General features: G+C 26.8%; 13 protein-coding genes, 1 pseudogene and 1 other annotated feature. Of the genes and pseudogenes, 10 read left to right on the top strand and 4 right to left on the bottom strand.

Annotated features, from left to right (window positions below; genetic code table 11):
- The 3 genes from AC11VW_RS03120 to typA form a co-directional block, all read right to left on the bottom strand.
- A partial coding sequence (locus AC11VW_RS03120) for a homoserine kinase (RefSeq protein WP_484299931.1) occupies nucleotides 1–400 on the bottom strand: 400 nt, incomplete at its 3' end.
- A gap of 63 nt (nucleotides 401–463) precedes the next feature.
- Nucleotides 464–1,942, bottom strand: a complete 1,479-nt coding sequence (gene thrC, locus AC11VW_RS03115) for a threonine synthase (RefSeq protein ID WP_484299930.1) — start codon at nucleotides 1,940–1,942, stop codon at nucleotides 464–466.
- Between the two features lie 48 nt (nucleotides 1,943–1,990).
- Nucleotides 1,991–2,190 (bottom strand) — a binding site (T-box leader).
- A gap of 454 nt (nucleotides 2,191–2,644) precedes the next feature.
- Entirely contained in the window at nucleotides 2,645–4,465 is a 1,821-nt protein-coding gene (gene typA, locus AC11VW_RS03110) for a translational GTPase TypA (RefSeq protein WP_484299929.1), read from the bottom strand.
- Nucleotides 4,466–5,293: 828 nt separating this feature from the next.
- Here typA and AC11VW_RS03105 point away from each other — a divergent pair.
- From AC11VW_RS03105 to AC11VW_RS03080, 6 genes are all read left to right on the top strand, one after another.
- The gene (locus AC11VW_RS03105) at nucleotides 5,294–6,295 is read left to right on the top strand and encodes an SH3 domain-containing protein (RefSeq protein WP_484299928.1); all 1,002 of its coding nucleotides are present in this window, start codon (nucleotides 5,294–5,296) and stop codon (nucleotides 6,293–6,295) included.
- Between the two features lie 488 nt (nucleotides 6,296–6,783).
- Nucleotides 6,784–6,975, top strand: a complete 192-nt coding sequence (locus AC11VW_RS03100; protein ID WP_484299927.1) for a DUF1450 domain-containing protein — start codon at nucleotides 6,784–6,786, stop codon at nucleotides 6,973–6,975.
- Nucleotides 6,976–7,126: 151 nt separating this feature from the next.
- Nucleotides 7,127–9,220 carry a sensor histidine kinase gene (locus tag AC11VW_RS03095; RefSeq protein WP_484299926.1) on the top strand — a complete coding sequence of 698 codons (2,094 nt, stop codon included), beginning with the start codon at nucleotides 7,127–7,129 and terminating at the stop codon, nucleotides 9,218–9,220.
- A gap of 412 nt (nucleotides 9,221–9,632) precedes the next feature.
- Complete coding sequence (locus AC11VW_RS03090; protein ID WP_484299925.1) at nucleotides 9,633–10,196, top strand: biotin transporter BioY; 564 nt, start codon at nucleotides 9,633–9,635, stop codon at nucleotides 10,194–10,196.
- A 177-nt stretch (nucleotides 10,197–10,373) separates the two neighbouring features.
- The gene (locus AC11VW_RS03085) at nucleotides 10,374–10,640 is read left to right on the top strand and encodes a hypothetical protein (RefSeq protein WP_484299924.1); all 267 of its coding nucleotides are present in this window, start codon (nucleotides 10,374–10,376) and stop codon (nucleotides 10,638–10,640) included.
- A gap of 67 nt (nucleotides 10,641–10,707) precedes the next feature.
- Nucleotides 10,708–11,700, top strand: a complete 993-nt coding sequence (locus AC11VW_RS03080) for an SPFH domain-containing protein (RefSeq protein WP_484299923.1) — start codon at nucleotides 10,708–10,710, stop codon at nucleotides 11,698–11,700.
- Between the two features lie 65 nt (nucleotides 11,701–11,765).
- Here AC11VW_RS03080 and AC11VW_RS03075 read toward each other — a convergent pair whose 3' ends face one another.
- The gene (locus AC11VW_RS03075; protein WP_484299922.1) at nucleotides 11,766–12,290 is read right to left on the bottom strand and encodes a 2'-5' RNA ligase family protein; all 525 of its coding nucleotides are present in this window, start codon (nucleotides 12,288–12,290) and stop codon (nucleotides 11,766–11,768) included.
- Between the two features lie 328 nt (nucleotides 12,291–12,618).
- On the opposite strand from AC11VW_RS03075, the gene AC11VW_RS03070 reads away from it, so the two are divergent.
- The 4 genes and pseudogenes from AC11VW_RS03070 to AC11VW_RS03055 form a co-directional block, all read left to right on the top strand.
- Nucleotides 12,619–13,290, top strand: a complete 672-nt coding sequence (locus AC11VW_RS03070) for a PspA/IM30 family protein (protein ID WP_484299921.1) — start codon at nucleotides 12,619–12,621, stop codon at nucleotides 13,288–13,290.
- 138 nt (nucleotides 13,291–13,428) lie between these two features.
- Complete coding sequence (locus AC11VW_RS03065) at nucleotides 13,429–14,106, top strand: hypothetical protein (protein ID WP_484299920.1); 678 nt, start codon at nucleotides 13,429–13,431, stop codon at nucleotides 14,104–14,106.
- A 1-nt stretch (nucleotide 14,107) separates the two neighbouring features.
- Nucleotides 14,108–14,641 carry a hypothetical protein gene (locus tag AC11VW_RS03060; RefSeq protein WP_484299919.1) on the top strand — a complete coding sequence of 178 codons (534 nt, stop codon included), beginning with the start codon at nucleotides 14,108–14,110 and terminating at the stop codon, nucleotides 14,639–14,641.
- Nucleotides 14,642–14,785: 144 nt separating this feature from the next.
- A pseudogene (locus AC11VW_RS03055) lies at nucleotides 14,786–17,057 on the top strand (heavy metal translocating P-type ATPase); the annotation flags it as partial.

Genomic DNA, 17,057 nt, shown 5'->3' with positions numbered 1-17,057 from the left:
AAGCAGGAGCTACATTATCAGGATGCCCTTCTATATTACTGGCTATTTCGAGTAGTTTATTTTTATCTAAATTACACCTACTAAAATAGTTTGCAGCCATAACACCTGCAACTATACATGAAGCACTGCTTCCAAGACCTCTACATATAGGGATCTCACTTTTAATTCCTATTTTTATACCTTTAGGAATATAATCACATTCAACATTATCAAAAAAGTACTTCATTGATTTATAAACAAGATTATCTTCATTTTTAAAATCATCCTCACAACCGTATATTTCAAGACCACTATTAATTTCTTCTATATAAAATTTATTATACAAATCAAGGGAAATTCCCAAACAATCAAAACCAGGTCCAATATTTGCACTAGTAGCAGGTACTATAATTTCTATCATAAAAAATCACATATCCTTTCAAAATATTATAATGTAAGTTTATAAAAATCTAAACTTTTTAAATTAAAAAACAACTTTTTTAAGAGCATCAATTAAATTTTCTTTTTCATATATATCTTTATGAATTATTTTTGAGAATTTAAGTTTTTCAATAGCTTTAGGTATTTGGGTATGGCTTAATTTAGATAAATAATTTATAATTTCAAAATCATCATAAAAAGTAGAGTTACAATCTATAGATTTTAAAACATCCTTTGAAAACTTATAAGGACTAGCAGTACTAATTATTATTGTTTTACTATTATCTAAAGTTTTCTTTTTATATTTTTCATAAGATGAGTATGCAACAGCGGTGTGAGTATCTATAAGATAATTGTGATTTTCAAAAACTTCTTTTATGGTAGTTTCAACTTCTTTTAAAGTAGCATACTCTCCATGAAAATTGCTTAAGTTATTTTTCATATAATCAGAGATTTCGTAAGCTCCTTTTGTATTTAAATCATGCATTAAAGTATTTAGTACGTTAAAATCTCTATTACATAGTTCGAACAATAGCCTTTCTAGATTGCTAGAAACTAATATATCCATAGAAGGAGACGTTGTTAATTTTAAACTTCTATTTTTATCATATGTACCAGTTGTAAAAAAATCATAAAGGACGTTATTATCATTAGAAGCGCAAATTAATTTATTTATAGGGAGCCCCATAGTTTTAGCATAAAAACCAGCTAATATATTACCGAAATTTCCAGTAGGAACAACAAAGTTTATTTTGTCATATAAGTTTATTTCACCTTTTTTAACTAAATTTAAATATGAATGAAAATAATAAATTATTTGAGGAATTAATCTACCTATATTAATTGAGTTAGCAGAAGAGAGAAGGCAGTCATGTTTTTTTAAATAATCATTAAAGTCTTTATCATTAAAAATATTTTTAACTCCAGTTTGAGCATCATCGAAATTTCCTTTTATACCAAAGACATGAGTATTTTTACCCTCTTGAGTTTTCATTTGAAGTTTTTGTATAGGGCTTACACCATCTTCAGGGAAAAACACTACTATCTTAATACCATCAATATCCTTAAACCCTTCTAAAGCAGCTTTTCCTGTATCTCCAGAAGTAGCAGTTAATATTATTATCTCTTTATTTAAATTATTCTTTTCTATGGATTTTTTTAACAAATGGGGCATGATTGTAAGTGCTATGTCCTTAAATGCTAAAGTAGGGCCATGATATAATTCAAGAAAAAAGTTATCACCAGCTTTAGATATGGGACTGATATCAATATTATCAAATTTAGAATCATATGCATTAGATATACAAGTTTCTAATTCTTTTTTACTAAAGTCAACTAAAAATTTATTTAAAATAAAAAATGAAAGTTGACAGTAATTAAGATTTATTAATTTAGAAAGATCATTAAGTATATTTGGAAATTCACTTGGAACATAAAGTCCTCCATCTTCACAAATTCCTTTTATTATAGCTTGAGAAGAGGTTAATTTTTTATTATTTCCTCTAGTGCTTAAATAAAACATTATAGTCATCTCCTTTAATTTTATATACAAAAAAAGACCCATAGCCCTAAAAGGGACGAGAGTCTTTTCCCGCGGTTCCACCCAATTTGATTTCACATAAAATCCACTTAATACTTTAACGCAGTATTACGTCTATAAGAAGCTCATAGGTAGTTTTTCAATTCATCTTATTAAGGAAACCTTTCAGCTTAGAAGTTTCCATCTCTGGTAATCGATTTGAATTTACTTTTCCTAATCATAGCTTTTAATTATTATTTTAGAGTATAACACATAAGTTTGAAAAAATCTATTTCGAAAATATATAAATTAATATTATAAGATTAACTATGGAAGAAGTTACAAAATTGAAACTAGAAATAAAATGAAAATTAGTAATATAATGTATAGAGTAGTAGAGATATGTAAAAAATATATAAATATTCAAATAAAATTCACAGATATTTCATATAGGATGGATATAATAAAAATAAAAGGAGGAATTAATTAAATGGGAATAATATTTATAACAGCAGGATTAATATGTGTTATGTATGGTTTAACTTTCTTATCTTATTTAACAGAAAGTCATATATTAGACGATGTATCACAAGAAAATTTATAAAAAATTGAACTTATATAACTATATAAATAAAATAGATTAAATATATTTTTTCAAAAATAAAAGCTCACTTAGAAAGTGAGCTTTTGTTATATAAATTATTATTATTTTCCTTGCTTAGACTTGTTGTATCTTAGTCTATCAGTTTCGTTTAAGAATTTCTTTCTAAGTCTTATAGAATCTGGAGTTATTTCAACTAATTCATCATCATCTATAAACTCTAAAGCTTCTTCAAGAGTGAATACTCTAGCAGGTTGTAATTTAACAGCATCATCAGTACCAGAAGCACGAACGTTAGTTAATTTCTTGTTTTTACAAGGGTTAACAACCATATCGTCTTTTCTAGAGTTCATACCGATTATCATACCTTCGTAAACGTCAACACCTGGATCAACGAACATAGAAGCTCTATCACTTAAAGCACTTAAAGAGTAAGCCATTGTACTACCAGGTCCTTGAGCTACTAAAACTCCATTACTTCTTCCTGGTATTGCACCTTTGTGATCTTCATATTTTTCGAATGATCTAACTAAAGTTCCTTCTCCACGAGTATCGTTTATGAATTCACTTCTGTATCCTAAAAGTCCTCTAGTTGGAGCTATAAATGTTATCTTAACATAATCTCCTTCTATTTCCATTGCTTCCATCATTGCTTTTCTTAAGTTCATCTTGTTTATAACAGTTCCTGAGTAAATTTCTGGACAGTTAACTATAACTCTTTCCATAGGTTCCATTAATTTTCCTTCTTGTTTAGTAAGTAAAACTTGAGGCTTAGATACACCTATTTCGTATCCTTCACGTCTCATGTTTTCAAGAAGTATTGATAAGTGAAGCTCTCCACGACCAGAAACTCTGAATCCATCACTAGTTTCCATTGGCTCAACTTTAAGTCCAACGTTAACTTCTAATTCTTTATCTAATCTATCTTTTATATGTCTAGTAGTTACGAATTTACCACTCTTACCGCAGAATGGAGAATCATTAACTAAGAAGTTCATAGATAATGTAGGTTCTTCTATGTGTATTAATTCCATTGGTAATGGATTATCAGTATTACATATAGTTTCACCTATTGATATATCAGGCATACCAGCAACAACAACTATATCACCAGAATAAGCTTCATCTGTTTCAACTTGAACTAATCCTTCATAAGTTGTAAGCTTAGATATTTTTCCTCTTGAAACAGTTCCATCAACTTTACATACAGAAACAGTAGCACCGTTTTTTACAGTTCCTTTGTAAACTCTACCTATACCAAGTCTACCTACATAATCATCATATGCAAGAGCAGATACTTGTAATTGTAAAGATTCTTCATTGTAATCAGGGTAAGCTTCAACGTGGTTTATAACTGTTTCGAATAATGGAGAAAGATCAGTACTGTCATCATCCATTTCTAATTTAGCTATACCTTGCTTAGCTATTCCGTATATTATTGGGAATTCACATTGCTCATCGTTAGCATGTAAGTCAACGAATAAGTCGAATACCTCATCTACTACTTCTTCAGCTCTTTGATCAGATTTATCTATTTTATTTATGAATAATATAGGTCTTAAACCTGCTTCTAAAGATTTTTGTAAAACGAATCTAGTTTGAGGCATTGGCCCTTCACTAGCATCTACTAGTAATACAACTGTATCAACAGTCTTTATAACACGCTCAACTTCAGAAGAGAAGTCACTATGTCCAGGAGTATCTACTATATTTATTTTGTAATCCTTGTAGTTTATAGAACAGTTTTTAGAATATATAGTTATACCTCTTTCGGCTTCAAGGTCATTACTATCCATTACACAATCTTTTACTACTTCATTATCTCTGAATGTTCCAGATTGGTGTAAGAATGCATCAACTAAAGTTGATTTCCCAGCATCAACGTGGGCTATAACAGCGATGTTTATAATTTTATTTTTTGACATTTGATTTGCTCCTTCCAGCATTAAAATAACTTTATCAGTATAGCATAATATAAGCGTGTATACAAGATACTATTAGTTAAAATCACAAAGACATATAAAAGACTTATGTCAAATATAGTTTATGTAAAAATAAATAATTTAAAGCCAGTTGAGATAGCATACTAGACAAGATATAATTTTAATAATAAGGAAAATGTTTTAATCAGGTAGTACAAGGGGTAAAAAGGAGAAAATCATCAAACGTAATTTCATTGAATAAAGAAAAAATTTAAAAAAATATGGTAGATTTATAAACAAAAAAATATTTATTTATATTAACAAAGAAGTCTTCAATAAAACATTTGGTATAACGCCAGATATTAAGTTTTTAAATGCAAATTTTAAGAAGTCTATCAAATTAATATCAAAAAAATAGGCTTAGAATTTATTCTAAGCCTATTTCATATAAAAATTAAGCTAAAAGTATAAAGTGTTTAATAATAGTCGAATTTTAAAATTATAAAAATTACCCCAAAATATGTATGTGGTATTTGCAATACTTACATCAATTTCAACTATTCCTTAACTTTAGGCTTATGGAATGTTTGTTAAATTTTAGTAGCTTTAGTTAGTCATCCTTAAATGTATTTTAAGGCATAGCATTTGATTTACTCTATTTATTATTAAGTGTATAATATATTTAATGCATTCAAATAAAAGAGGGGATTTTATTTATTATATATAATAGCATTAATAGGGGTAGAATCCCATATAGTAAGTATTAAGTGGAAGTGAATATTTTATTTTATAGAAAACTAATCATATAGTAATAAACAGGAGACTAGAATTATGAGCAAAAGATTTTTACAATTCAAAAATAAACTGAAGGAAATCGTATTAACTGTACTTTTGATTAGTACAACAGTTATAAATGTAGATGCAGTATCTAAAGAAGCCTTGACTACTGAAAATGTGAATTTAAGAACAGTCATGGATGTTAAGTCTGATGTATTAACTACAATAGAAAAAGATTCTGAAATAAAAATAGTAGAAGAAAAAGATTTTTGGTATAAAATAAAATGCAAAAATAAAGAAGGTTACTGTAATAAGAAATATATAAAAACAATAGATAGATATGGTAGTGCATTGGGCGAAGTTTACGTGGGCCCCGATAAATTAAATGTAAGAAATAGTACTAAAACTGTAAATAATGTGTTAGGAAAACTTACAACAGGTTCGAGTGTTGAGATAATAGGAGAAGTAGGAGAGTACTACGAAATTAATTTTAAAGGTAAAGTAGGTTATGTGTTAAAAAAATATATAAAAATAAACGATAATAGTATTAAAAATTTAGATACAACAAAACGTAAATTTGTAATAGTAAATACACACACTTTAAACATGAGAAGTGGACCTGGGACAACCTATGAAAGAATCTCAAAAATACGTAAAGGCGCAGTATTAAATGTAATCGGAAGTTACTCTAACGAATGGTTAAAAATAAGATACAATGGTAATATAGGTTATGTTTCTAGTCCCTTTGTCAAAGATATAAAGAACATCAACACTTTAAGTAAAAAAGTAAAAGTTATAGACAGTGTTGACACTTTGTATATGAGAAAAACACCTTCTTTAGATGCAAAAATAATTAAAGAATTAAAAAGCGGACAAAAGGTGTATGCTATTGCAGATGGTTCAACTAAGCCAGGATGGATAAAGATAAAAACGGGCAATATAGTGGGATATGTGGATGTTAGTTACATTGAAGATGCTAATTCTAATATAAAACAAACAATAAATTCTATACTAGACCACATGGTATATCTGATATTCAACTTAATGTCAAGTTAATTTTACAGTCTAACGTCACACATAGTTATATATAAATTTAAATTCAAACAGTAATATAATTATAATAGAACCATTGAGTGAGAAAAAATTCTACATAAGGTGGTTCTACATTTTTATAAATAAGTGATTAGGCCAACCTGCATTTTTTTCGCAAATTTTATCCTTATTATCTTCAACTTAAGTAATACCAAAGGATGTATCAGCTAAAGATAGATTCTTTTTTTTGTTCGTTTAATTGAACAACCATAAAGGTATACCTATATGAAATATAGATGTGTTCATTAAAATTAAATATCTAAGTTCAGGGGTAAATTATGAACTTGTTTTATTCAAAAATAGGAGTCATAACGTTACAGTATTGATACAAGGTAATTACTTGAGTAGAATTAAGGGTAGAGACGTGTCAAAACTTTGTTTCATAAATGTTTAAATAAAAATACATGAGGGTATAAGAATATTAAATAAACACTTAAGAGGAGGATTTAAATATGATAAGAGTATGCCCATATTGTTCAAATGTTGATGTAAATAAATTAAAAGAAATAGCTGGAGAAGAAAATGTAAAAACAGGATGTATAGGTGCTTGTAGAGCATTTTCTAAAGAAGCAGTTGGAAAAATAGATAAAGAACTTGTAATAAAGCAAAGTGAAGAAGAGTTCTTTGAATTATGCAAAAAATAAGCGATAAAGTGACCTATAAATTTATAGGTCATTTTTATATATAAATTTATACAAAATAAACCAAATACAGATAAGAAGGAATTTTAAAAATAATGTAGAATAATATAAAATATTATATTAAATTGAAAAAATATATTTTTGGAGGTGCAATATGGACAAAGTTTATAGAAAATTCTTAAAATACTTTAATCTTAAAGGTATACTAAATAAATATAATATTCATAAATACATTATTTTTATACTTTGTTTACCATTTATTTTCTACATAAAAAAAGTAAATTACATATTGCCTCATAGTATTATTGAAACATTAAATACAGCTATATGTTTTAGTCTTGTTATTACCGTTATTAATTCTTATGAAATGTCAAAAAATAACTATTTTCTTTTTTTAGGTATTGTGTTTGGATTTGTTTCTCTTTTTAATTTTCTACATGGTGTTATTTACAATAATATTATATATAATGGAAAAGAATTAATAAATATATCATTACAATTAAGTACAATATTTAGACTTGTAGAAGTATTATCAATATTGATATCTTTTATTTTTTTATATAAAACTTTTAACAAACATGTAGTAGCTTATTTTTACATACTTCTTTCTTTATTTTTATTGTACATAATTTTTTTTACAAACTATTTTCCTATATGCTTTATTACTGGTTTAGGTAATACTAAATTTTACGTTCAATGTGAGTATATGTCGATTTTATGTATGTTATTAGCTACCATACTTTTTATTAAAAATAAAAAACATTTCAGTAAAACAACAGTATTTTACATGAGCGCATACTTAATATTATCAATGCTAGTAAGATATATGTTCGTTATTAATAACTCAATTTATAATGACTTTAATGTATTTATCCATATCTTAAAATTTATATGCTATTACTTTCTGTACAAAGCTTTAGTTGAAAATGTAATAAAGAATCCTTTAAATGCTATTTTCAATGATTTAAATAATAAAAATATAGAACTTGAATTGAAAACTATAGAATTAGAAAAAACTATTGCTAAGTTAAAAGAAGAAAAAATTAAAGCTAAAAAAATTAATGAAAAACTTAAGGTTAGTAGAAATAATTATAAAAAGCTTCTAGAGTTTTTACCAGATGCAGTTGTTTTTAGACATAATTACAAAATTATATATGCAAATGCAGCTGCTGTTAAATTGTTTGGATCAAAACACAAAAAAGAATTAGTGGGAAGAACTTCTTTTGAATTAATTCATAAAGATTTCTTAGATGATTTTACCAAAAAGTTAGAAGATCAAAAAAATGGTATTAATCCTACTGTTAATTTTGGAGAATATAAATTAAATTCCCTTGATGGAAAAATAAAAGATGTTGAACTTAAAAGTACTGCTTTAGAGCCAAAAGAAGATAACTGTTATTTGACTGTAATTTATGATATTTTGGAGAGAAAAAAAGCTGAGAAAGCTGTAAAATTATTAAATGAAGCTCGAGAAAATGAAAAGCTTAAAACAGAATTTTTTGCTAATTTATCTCATGAACTTAGAACTCCAATAAATGTAATTTATAGTGCACTTCAAGTATTGGAGTTAAATGCTAAGGATGAAGTTACAAAACAGTACAATACAATAATAAAACAAAATTGTTGCAGACTTTTAAGACTAGTTAATAATATAATCGATTCTACTAAAATAGATGATGGATTTTTAACATTAGATCTAACATGTAATAACATAGTATCAGTAGTAGAAGATATTGGTTTATCTGTTTCTAATTATATAGAGTTACATGGTATGAATTTGATATTTGATACAGAGGTAGAAGAAAAATATTTAAACTTTGATTTAGATGCTATTGAGAGAATAATTCTTAATCTGATATCCAATGCTATTAAATTTAGACGTGAAAATGGTACTATAAATATCAATATCTTTGATAAAGGTAATAGCATAATCATATGTATAAAAGATGATGGTATAGGAATTTCTACTGAACAACAGAATTTTATTTTTGAAAAATTCAAACAAGTTGACAAGTCTTTTACAAGAAATACAGAAGGCAGTGGAATTGGTTTATCTCTTGTAAAGTCTTTAGTTGAACTACATAAAGGAACTATAACTCTAAAAAGTAAAGAAGGTGTAGGTAGTGAATTTATCATTGAATTACCTATATTTGAAACATCGCAACCTTGTATTAAAAATAATGATGAAATTTCTCAAAGTAATATAATCGAAAAAATAAATATTGAATTCTCAGATATATATTTGTAAAAAAGTTTTTGAAAAAATTGATACAATAGAAGATTATAATTCAGGAGCATTTATGCCTTAGAAGACAATCTCTTCTAAGGTATTTTTATTATATAATATAATTAAATAAAGGATATGTTGAGGTTTTATAATATTACCAAACTAATTTATATACTTAAGTAATTTACTAATAATATTATTTTATTGCAATCATCAATTGTAATTGTACATAAAGAAATAAATAATATGGCTTACATTAAAGTTTTAATAATTATAAAGAGATTATGTTAATGTTAATGGGATATATCCTAATATATATAGTTAATGAAATTACTATAATATGCGTAAACCTTTAAAATTAAATAAGTTTACATATTAATGAAAAGATAGTATAATTAAACTGTAAATAACATATAAGGAGTGATTTGATATTATGAAAACTAAGGACTTATCAATGGTTGCACTTTTTGCAGCATTAACTGCAATAGGTGCATTCATAAAAATTCCATTACCGTACGTTCCTTTTACTTTACAGTTTATGTTTTGTGCATTTTCAGGGATATTATTAGGATCTAGATTAGGAATGCTATCTCAATTATTGTATGTAATTATAGGACTTATAGGAGTGCCGGTATTTACACAAGGAGGAGGACCTTCGTACATATTACAACCAACTTTTGGATATCTTATAGGATTTATAGTAACTGCATTTGTTATAGGGAAGATGACAGAAAATAAAAAGGAATTAAAAATGAAAGATATATTAATAGCTGTATTAGTAGGATTATTCATCCTTTACTTAATAGGAGTTCCATACTTATACCTTATCAATAAGTTTTACTTAGGTAATCCATATACAGTATATCTAGCTGTACTTTATGGATTTGTAATGTGCATAGGTGGAGATTTAGTCTTAAGCTTAATGATAGCAGCAATAGGAGCTAAAATTATACCAATATTAAGAAGAGCAGGATATATAGGAATACAGGCTAAATAAAAAAATGAATGTTATGTTTTCTATCAAGATGATGATGAAGCCATAAATAAGGTAATCCCAATGGACTACCTTATTTATGTTTTTATTCTAAGATAGGTTTTGTACTTAACTATATTATCCTAAAAATGGAAATATGACTTTGATTAGTATATAATACATATTAAAAGGGGTGAAAATATGATTAATAAGAAAATTTTTAATTGGTCCATTATGATATCATCATTAACTGCATATATTTTTCCGAGCAAATCATCAGATGGATTCGCTTTTAATTATGGATATCCATTTACTTTTTTTACTAGATATGACTCACCTATTAAATCTAGCGATAGTATCTTGAATTCTACATGTATGAATTTATCAATGTTAGCATTAAATGTATTGGTAATATATTTAGTAATATATTTAATTCACGTGGTGATTAACAGAAAAAAGACAACTTAAAATGATAAGAGTGATATTATTATATTGAGATATACTTAATACAAATATAAGTTGGGGGGAGATATATATGTTAAAAGAAGAAATGAATTATGAAGAGAAGGAAGCAAAATCATTTAATGGTGTTATAGCTCTAATAGAAAGTCTTTTATTTCTAGTAATTTCAATAGGGAGTATGGCTTTTGGAATAATAAAAATGGATAATGGATTTACTGGTTTAGGTTCATTTTTATTAATTTTAGGAATACTAGGAATGGTCGTAAATTTTATTCTAGTGTTTGGTTTTAAAATACTTAATCCTAAAGAAGCAATAGTTTTAGTTTTATTTGGCAAATACTATGGTACTATAAAAAAAGAAGGCTTTTATTGGGTAAATCCATTTTGCTCAGCAGTAAATCCAACATCATTATCAGCAATTAACATTTCAAAATCTTCATCTACAGATAAAACAGACATATCGGCTAATACAAGTGGTAAGAAAGTATCTTTAAAAGCAATGACTCTTAATAATGAAAAACAAAAAGTTAATGATCAATTAGGAAATCCTATTATAATTGGTGTTGTTGTAATCTGGAAGGTAGTAGATGCAACTAAAGCTGTATTTAATGTAGATAATTATAAGACATTTTTATCAATTCAATGTGATTCTACTATTCGTAATGTTGCAAGACTTTACCCATATGACGTGGCTGAAGATGGAGAGGAAAAATCTCTTCGTGGTAGTAGTCAAGAAATCGCAGATAAGTTAAAAGAAGAATTACAGTCAAGAGTTGATATTTCAGGAGTTGAAGTTACTGAGGTCCGTATTACTCATCTTTCTTATGCGCCTGAGATTGCAGCAGCAATGCTACAACGTCAACAAGCAGAAGCAATAATAGCAGCACGTAAGAAAATTGTTGAAGGTGCTGTAAGTATGGTAGAAATGGCATTAACTAATTTAAGTGAAAATAATATAGTAACTCTTGATGAAGAGCGTAAAGCTGCTATGGTAAGCAATTTACTAGTTGTCCTTTGTGGAAACAAAGATGCACAACCTATAGTAAATAGTGGCTCAATCTATTAAGTTTATAATAAGCTATGATGAAAGTAAGTAATTCAAGGTTTGAATTACTTACTTTTTTAATCTAACTAATTTAATAAATATTCTTTATGCAATACCCAAGTATTATCAACCCATTTATATATGCAAATATTGTCAAAACTACAATCAAAATTACAAGGTATTAAAGAAACATAATCCCATAACTTATTAAATATATTTCTTATTTTTTTAGAGCTTATGGTAACATGAAAAACTTTATCTTTATAATTTTCCTTAGAAAAATCTAAATAATCAATATTACTTAAATCATCAATTAGTTCATCGTACATAAGTTTACCTTCATCACTCATTAAAACTTTCATAAATATAACTCTATCATCAAAATTATCATATCCTTTTATTTTATAATGCTTAGAACTATGGCACTTACAAAATTCATCTAAAATATTTTCTAAGTTAGTTATATCGTCACTTTCAAAAGGAGCTTTAATAGTAAAATGAGCAGGAAGTTTTGAAGATCTAGCTTTAAATTTTTCAAAAACTTCTTTTCTTAAATTATTATTAAAATTACCAGCATCACCTTTTACAACACTTGCAATTACATATCTCAAAATAAGCCTCCAATATTAATGTAATAAATATATTAGATTAACAAATATATTATAAATAGTATATCCTAAACAATTATCATCATAATAGTAAAAAAGTAGAAATTTAATATAAGTATAAACACATAATACTTATAAGCATATAATATATTAAGAATAACAATGCCTTAAAATAAAATTTAGATAATTAATTTTTGAGATAAATATTCTAAATTACTTGTAAAATATCATCAAGAGGAATAAAATAACAGTAAAGCAAATAAACATATAAATTAAATTTTAATTAATATTAAAGATTAAATACAATAATGTATAAAAGGATGGATAATAAATGGGATTTTTTAAAAGACTAAAAAACGTTGTAGAAGCAAAAGCAAACAAAACATTAGAAAAACATGAAGACCCTATAGAAATGTTAGATTTATCAATATCAAAAAAAGAAAAATTACTTCAAGATGCAAAAAAACAATGTGCAAACTTTATAGCATCAGTAGATGGAATTAGAAATGAAAAAAAAGATATAGTAGAAAAAATCAATAAATATGAAGAAGCGACAAAAGCAGCTATATTAAAAGAAGATGTAGAAAAAGCCCAGGGATTTGTTAAACAAAAAATAGATTTAGAAGAAAAACTAAATAGTACAGAAAACAGAATAAAAGAACAAGATGGAAAAATACAACTTATAAAAAATAAAATACAAGATTTAGAAATAGAAATATCTAAAATGAAATCTAAAAAACAAGAATTAGCTACAAGACTTGATGTAGCTGAAATAAGTAATGAAATAAATGAAACATTAGCAGGGCTTAGTGATGACCATGGTATAAATTTAGATGAATTAGAAAAGAAAGTAGAACAAAAGGAAAGCTATGGTAAAGCATTAGAAGACTTAAAGCCTAAAAATGAAGATGAAGCTTTAGATGAATATATAAATAGTTCACCTGTTGTAGATGATAAAGTACAACAAGAACTAGAAAGAATAAAAGAGCAAATGAAAAAATAATATGAAATCATAGGGTAGATGGTAAATAACTATCTACCCTTAAAAAATTAAAATACAGTTTATAATATTTAATTAGATAAGGTAATTATTTTAAACTATGTATATAACAGGCTTATTTATAGCAAGGGAGGGAAATATATGGAAAATGACAGAATAGAAAATGAAAGAAATAAACATAGAAAAATATATAGTGATATGATGTTTGCATATGATGATTTAAGGCAAATACTAGATGAAAAAGAAATTAACAAGAGAACTTTTGTAAGTAAAGTAGATACCTTAAAAGAATATATGGCATTTTTAGATGAATTAGAAAGAGAAAGTAAAAAAGATAAAGGGTTTTTTAGTAAATTAATTAAACCTCAAAAAAACATAGATGATAAAATATACGACTATTTAACTAATGAAAAGAAAATAAATATAGAAAAACTAGAGAAATGTAGCCAATGTAAATGTAAAAACTGTGTAAATGAATGCTCTATGAATGGATGTTTAAATTGTAGAGAAAAAGAATACGTATTACAATGTAATAAAAAAGATAGCTTACTTACAAAATCTAGCGATACAGTAACTCTTTATAATGGTGATGAAGATTACTTATTTAACGTAGCAGGTTATTTAGTTGAAAAAGATGAAGAGGGAAATTTTTCAAGATATGTTTATTTAATAGATAGTAAAGATTATGATAATCAACATATACTAAGATATTCAAAGTTTAAAGGGGAAGAAAGTTATGATTCAGTTATATCAGATGATAAGCAAGATGAGCTTATTAGAATAAATGATAAATTTATAGAATTAGGACTTAAAGTGTAATATGAAAAAAAACAAAAAAAAATTAATAACCCTTTTAACTTTAACAGTATTTTTATTTATAGCATCATTAAATTTATTTGCACTAACTAAATCTTATGCATATGATAAAGGTATCGAAATATATTACTTAGCAGCATCAAGACCAAAATCAGGTGGATTTAGCTCAGGTGGATTTAAATCTTATTCAAAACCTAAAACAACTATAATAAAACCAGACTCTGGAGGTTTTTCAACTAAGCCAAATAAAAGTTACGAAAATAACAATTCAAATAGTAGTGTAAAACCAGATTCAGGAAGCTTTTCAACAAAACCTAAAAACAATGATACAACATATAAAAACAAAAATTATGACGATTATGGAAAAGGTAGTAGACCTATTTTTAGTAGAGGTGGATTTTATGGATTTTTTAATCCATTTTACGGAATGACGCATGGTTTTAGAACTAGTTCATGGATAATTAAAGCAGTTACAGCTATAACTATAATAGTAGTTTTATATATAGTTATAGATTTTATAAGAAGTAGAAGAAATTAAAAAATATTAGTCTAGCTAAAATTATAGCTAGGCTTTTTTTATATCTATATAAAAAAGTATTGATTTAAATAAATAAATGTTTTAATATACCTATAGGGGGTATTAAATAAATATCACCGTATAATAAGAGAGGGGTTAACCATAATGGATAATAATATAGTAAAAAAGAGTTATAAAGTAAGTGGAATGACCTGAGCAGCATGCGGGAAAGCTGCCGAGAGGGCGGTAAAGAAACTTGACGGAGTATTAAGTCAAAGTGTAAACATGGCAACAGAAAAAATAGAAATAGAGTATGACTGTACTAAAGTTAAATTTGAGGACTTCAAACAAGCGCTACAAAAATCAGGATATGATTTATTAGAAGATATTACTTATAAAAAAGTAGATTTTAAAATAGGTGGTATGACTTGTGCAGCTTGTTCAAAAGCAGTAGAAAGAGTAGTTAAAAAATTAGATGGAGTGGAAAATGTAAGTGTAAATATTGCAACAGAAAAGGCAACTATAAATTATGATCCATCTAAATTAAGATTATCTCAAATAAAAGAGGTTATAGTAAAAGCAGGATATACAGTTTTAGAAGAAAGTAAAAATAAAGAAAAAGAAATAGATGAAGATAAATTAAGAAAAGAAAAAGAAATGAAAACTTTATTTATAAAGTTTATCATAGCAATAGGATTTTCTATACCATTATTTTATATAGCAATGGGGCCAATGTTATCAAAACCTTTTGGGCCATGGCCAGTACCTATGGTAATAGACCCTATGAATAATTCGCTAAATTATGCATTAATACAATTAGTATTAGTAATACCCGTATTGATTGCTGGATACAAATTCTATATAAATGGATTTAAAGCATTAATAGTAAAAAGTCCAAATATGGATTCATTAGTTGCAATAGGAACATCAGCTGCATTTATATATAGTTTATATACAACTATTAAAATAGCAAGGGATAATTTACAAGGAGTATCTGGGCATCATCAATTATACTTTGAAAGTGCAGGTATAATAATAGCTTTAATATTACTTGGGAAATACTTAGAATCTAGTTCAAAAGGAAAAACAAGCGAAGCTATAAAAAAACTTATGGGGCTTCAACCTAAAACTGCAACAATTATAAAAGATGGTAAAGAAATAGAAATACCAATAGAAGAAGTAGAAGTTTCAGACATAATAGTAGTTAAACCAGGTAGTAAAATCCCTGTAGATGGAGTTGTTGTAGAAGGTCATACTTCTGTAGATGAAGCAATGCTTACAGGAGAAAGTATACCAGTAGAAAAAAGTATTGGAGACAAAGTTACTGGAGCTAGTATAAATAAAAATGGTAGCATTAAATTTAGAGCAGAGAAAGTAGGTAGTGATACAGCACTATCTCAAATCATAAAGTTAGTAGAAGATGCTCAAGGTAAAAAAGCGCCAATAGCAAAATTAGCAGACACTGTATCAGGGTATTTTGTACCAGCAGTAATAGTGATTTCCTTAGCATCAGCTCTTTTATGGTTTATAATAGGTAACAAAGATTTAGAATTTGTACTTACAATATTTATATCAGTGCTTGTAATAGCATGCCCGTGTGCACTAGGGCTTGCAACACCTACTGCAATTATGGTAGGAACAGGGAAAGGTGCCGAAAATGGAATATTAATAAAAGGTGGAGAGGCTTTAGAACTTGCACATAAAGTAGACACTATAATATTTGATAAAACAGGAACAATAACAGAGGGTAAGCCAACAGTTACAGATATAATAGCAAACAATAAAATAAATGAAAACTATATTTTACAAATAGCAGCAAGTGCAGAAAAAGGTTCAGAACATCCACTTGGAGAAGCAATAGTAAAATATGCAGAGGATAAAAATATAGAACTTATGAAAGTACAATCTTTTAAAGCAATACCAGGTCATGGTATAGAAGTAACTATAGACAATAAAAATATATTACTTGGAAATAAAAAACTTATGAATGATAGAAACATAAGCTTAGAAACACTACAAACAAAATCAGATGAACTAGCAAGTGATGGTAAAACACCTATGTATATAGCATTAGATAGTAACGTAGAGGCAGTAATAGCAGTAGCAGATGTTGTTAAAGAAAGTAGTAAAAGAGCAATTGAAAAGCTTCATAGCATGGGTATAAAAGTAGCAATGGTGACAGGAGATAATCAAAAGACAGCAAATGCTATAGCAAAAGAAGTAGGTATAGATATAGTACTTGCAGAAGTATTACCACAAGATAAATCTAATGAAGTTAAAAATCTTCAAAAGCAAGGAAGATTTGTTGCAATGGTAGGAGATGGAATAAATGATGCTCCAGCGCTAGCAGTAGCAGATATAGGAATTGCAATAGGAAGTGGAACAGATGTAGCTATGGAATCTGCTGATATAGTATTAATGAAAAGTGATTTAATGG

It is taken from the genome of Romboutsia sp., from assembly GCF_056995035.1.
This window is presented reverse-complemented; position numbering and strand designations above follow the sequence as displayed.

What these genes read in the sequence shown, in the direction of transcription:
- AC11VW_RS03070 (WP_484299921.1), top strand. Translation starts at nt 12,619, where the DNA reads ATGGGATTTTTTAAAAGACTAAAAAACGTTGTAGAAGCAAAAGCAAAC.
- AC11VW_RS03085 (WP_484299924.1), top strand. Translation starts at nt 10,374, where the DNA reads ATGATTAATAAGAAAATTTTTAATTGGTCCATTATGATATCATCATTA.
- thrC (WP_484299930.1), bottom strand. Translation starts at nt 1,942, where the DNA reads ATGTTTTATTTAAGCACTAGAGGAAATAATAAAAAATTAACCTCTTCT.
- AC11VW_RS03065 (WP_484299920.1), top strand. Translation starts at nt 13,429, where the DNA reads ATGGAAAATGACAGAATAGAAAATGAAAGAAATAAACATAGAAAAATA.
- AC11VW_RS03080 (WP_484299923.1), top strand. Translation starts at nt 10,708, where the DNA reads ATGTTAAAAGAAGAAATGAATTATGAAGAGAAGGAAGCAAAATCATTT.
- AC11VW_RS03105 (WP_484299928.1), top strand. Translation starts at nt 5,294, where the DNA reads ATGAGCAAAAGATTTTTACAATTCAAAAATAAACTGAAGGAAATCGTA.
- AC11VW_RS03090 (WP_484299925.1), top strand. Translation starts at nt 9,633, where the DNA reads ATGAAAACTAAGGACTTATCAATGGTTGCACTTTTTGCAGCATTAACT.
- AC11VW_RS03060 (WP_484299919.1), top strand. Translation starts at nt 14,108, where the DNA reads ATGAAAAAAAACAAAAAAAAATTAATAACCCTTTTAACTTTAACAGTA.
- AC11VW_RS03100 (WP_484299927.1), top strand. Translation starts at nt 6,784, where the DNA reads ATGATAAGAGTATGCCCATATTGTTCAAATGTTGATGTAAATAAATTA.
- typA (WP_484299929.1), bottom strand. Translation starts at nt 4,465, where the DNA reads ATGTCAAAAAATAAAATTATAAACATCGCTGTTATAGCCCACGTTGAT.
- AC11VW_RS03095 (WP_484299926.1), top strand. Translation starts at nt 7,127, where the DNA reads ATGGACAAAGTTTATAGAAAATTCTTAAAATACTTTAATCTTAAAGGT.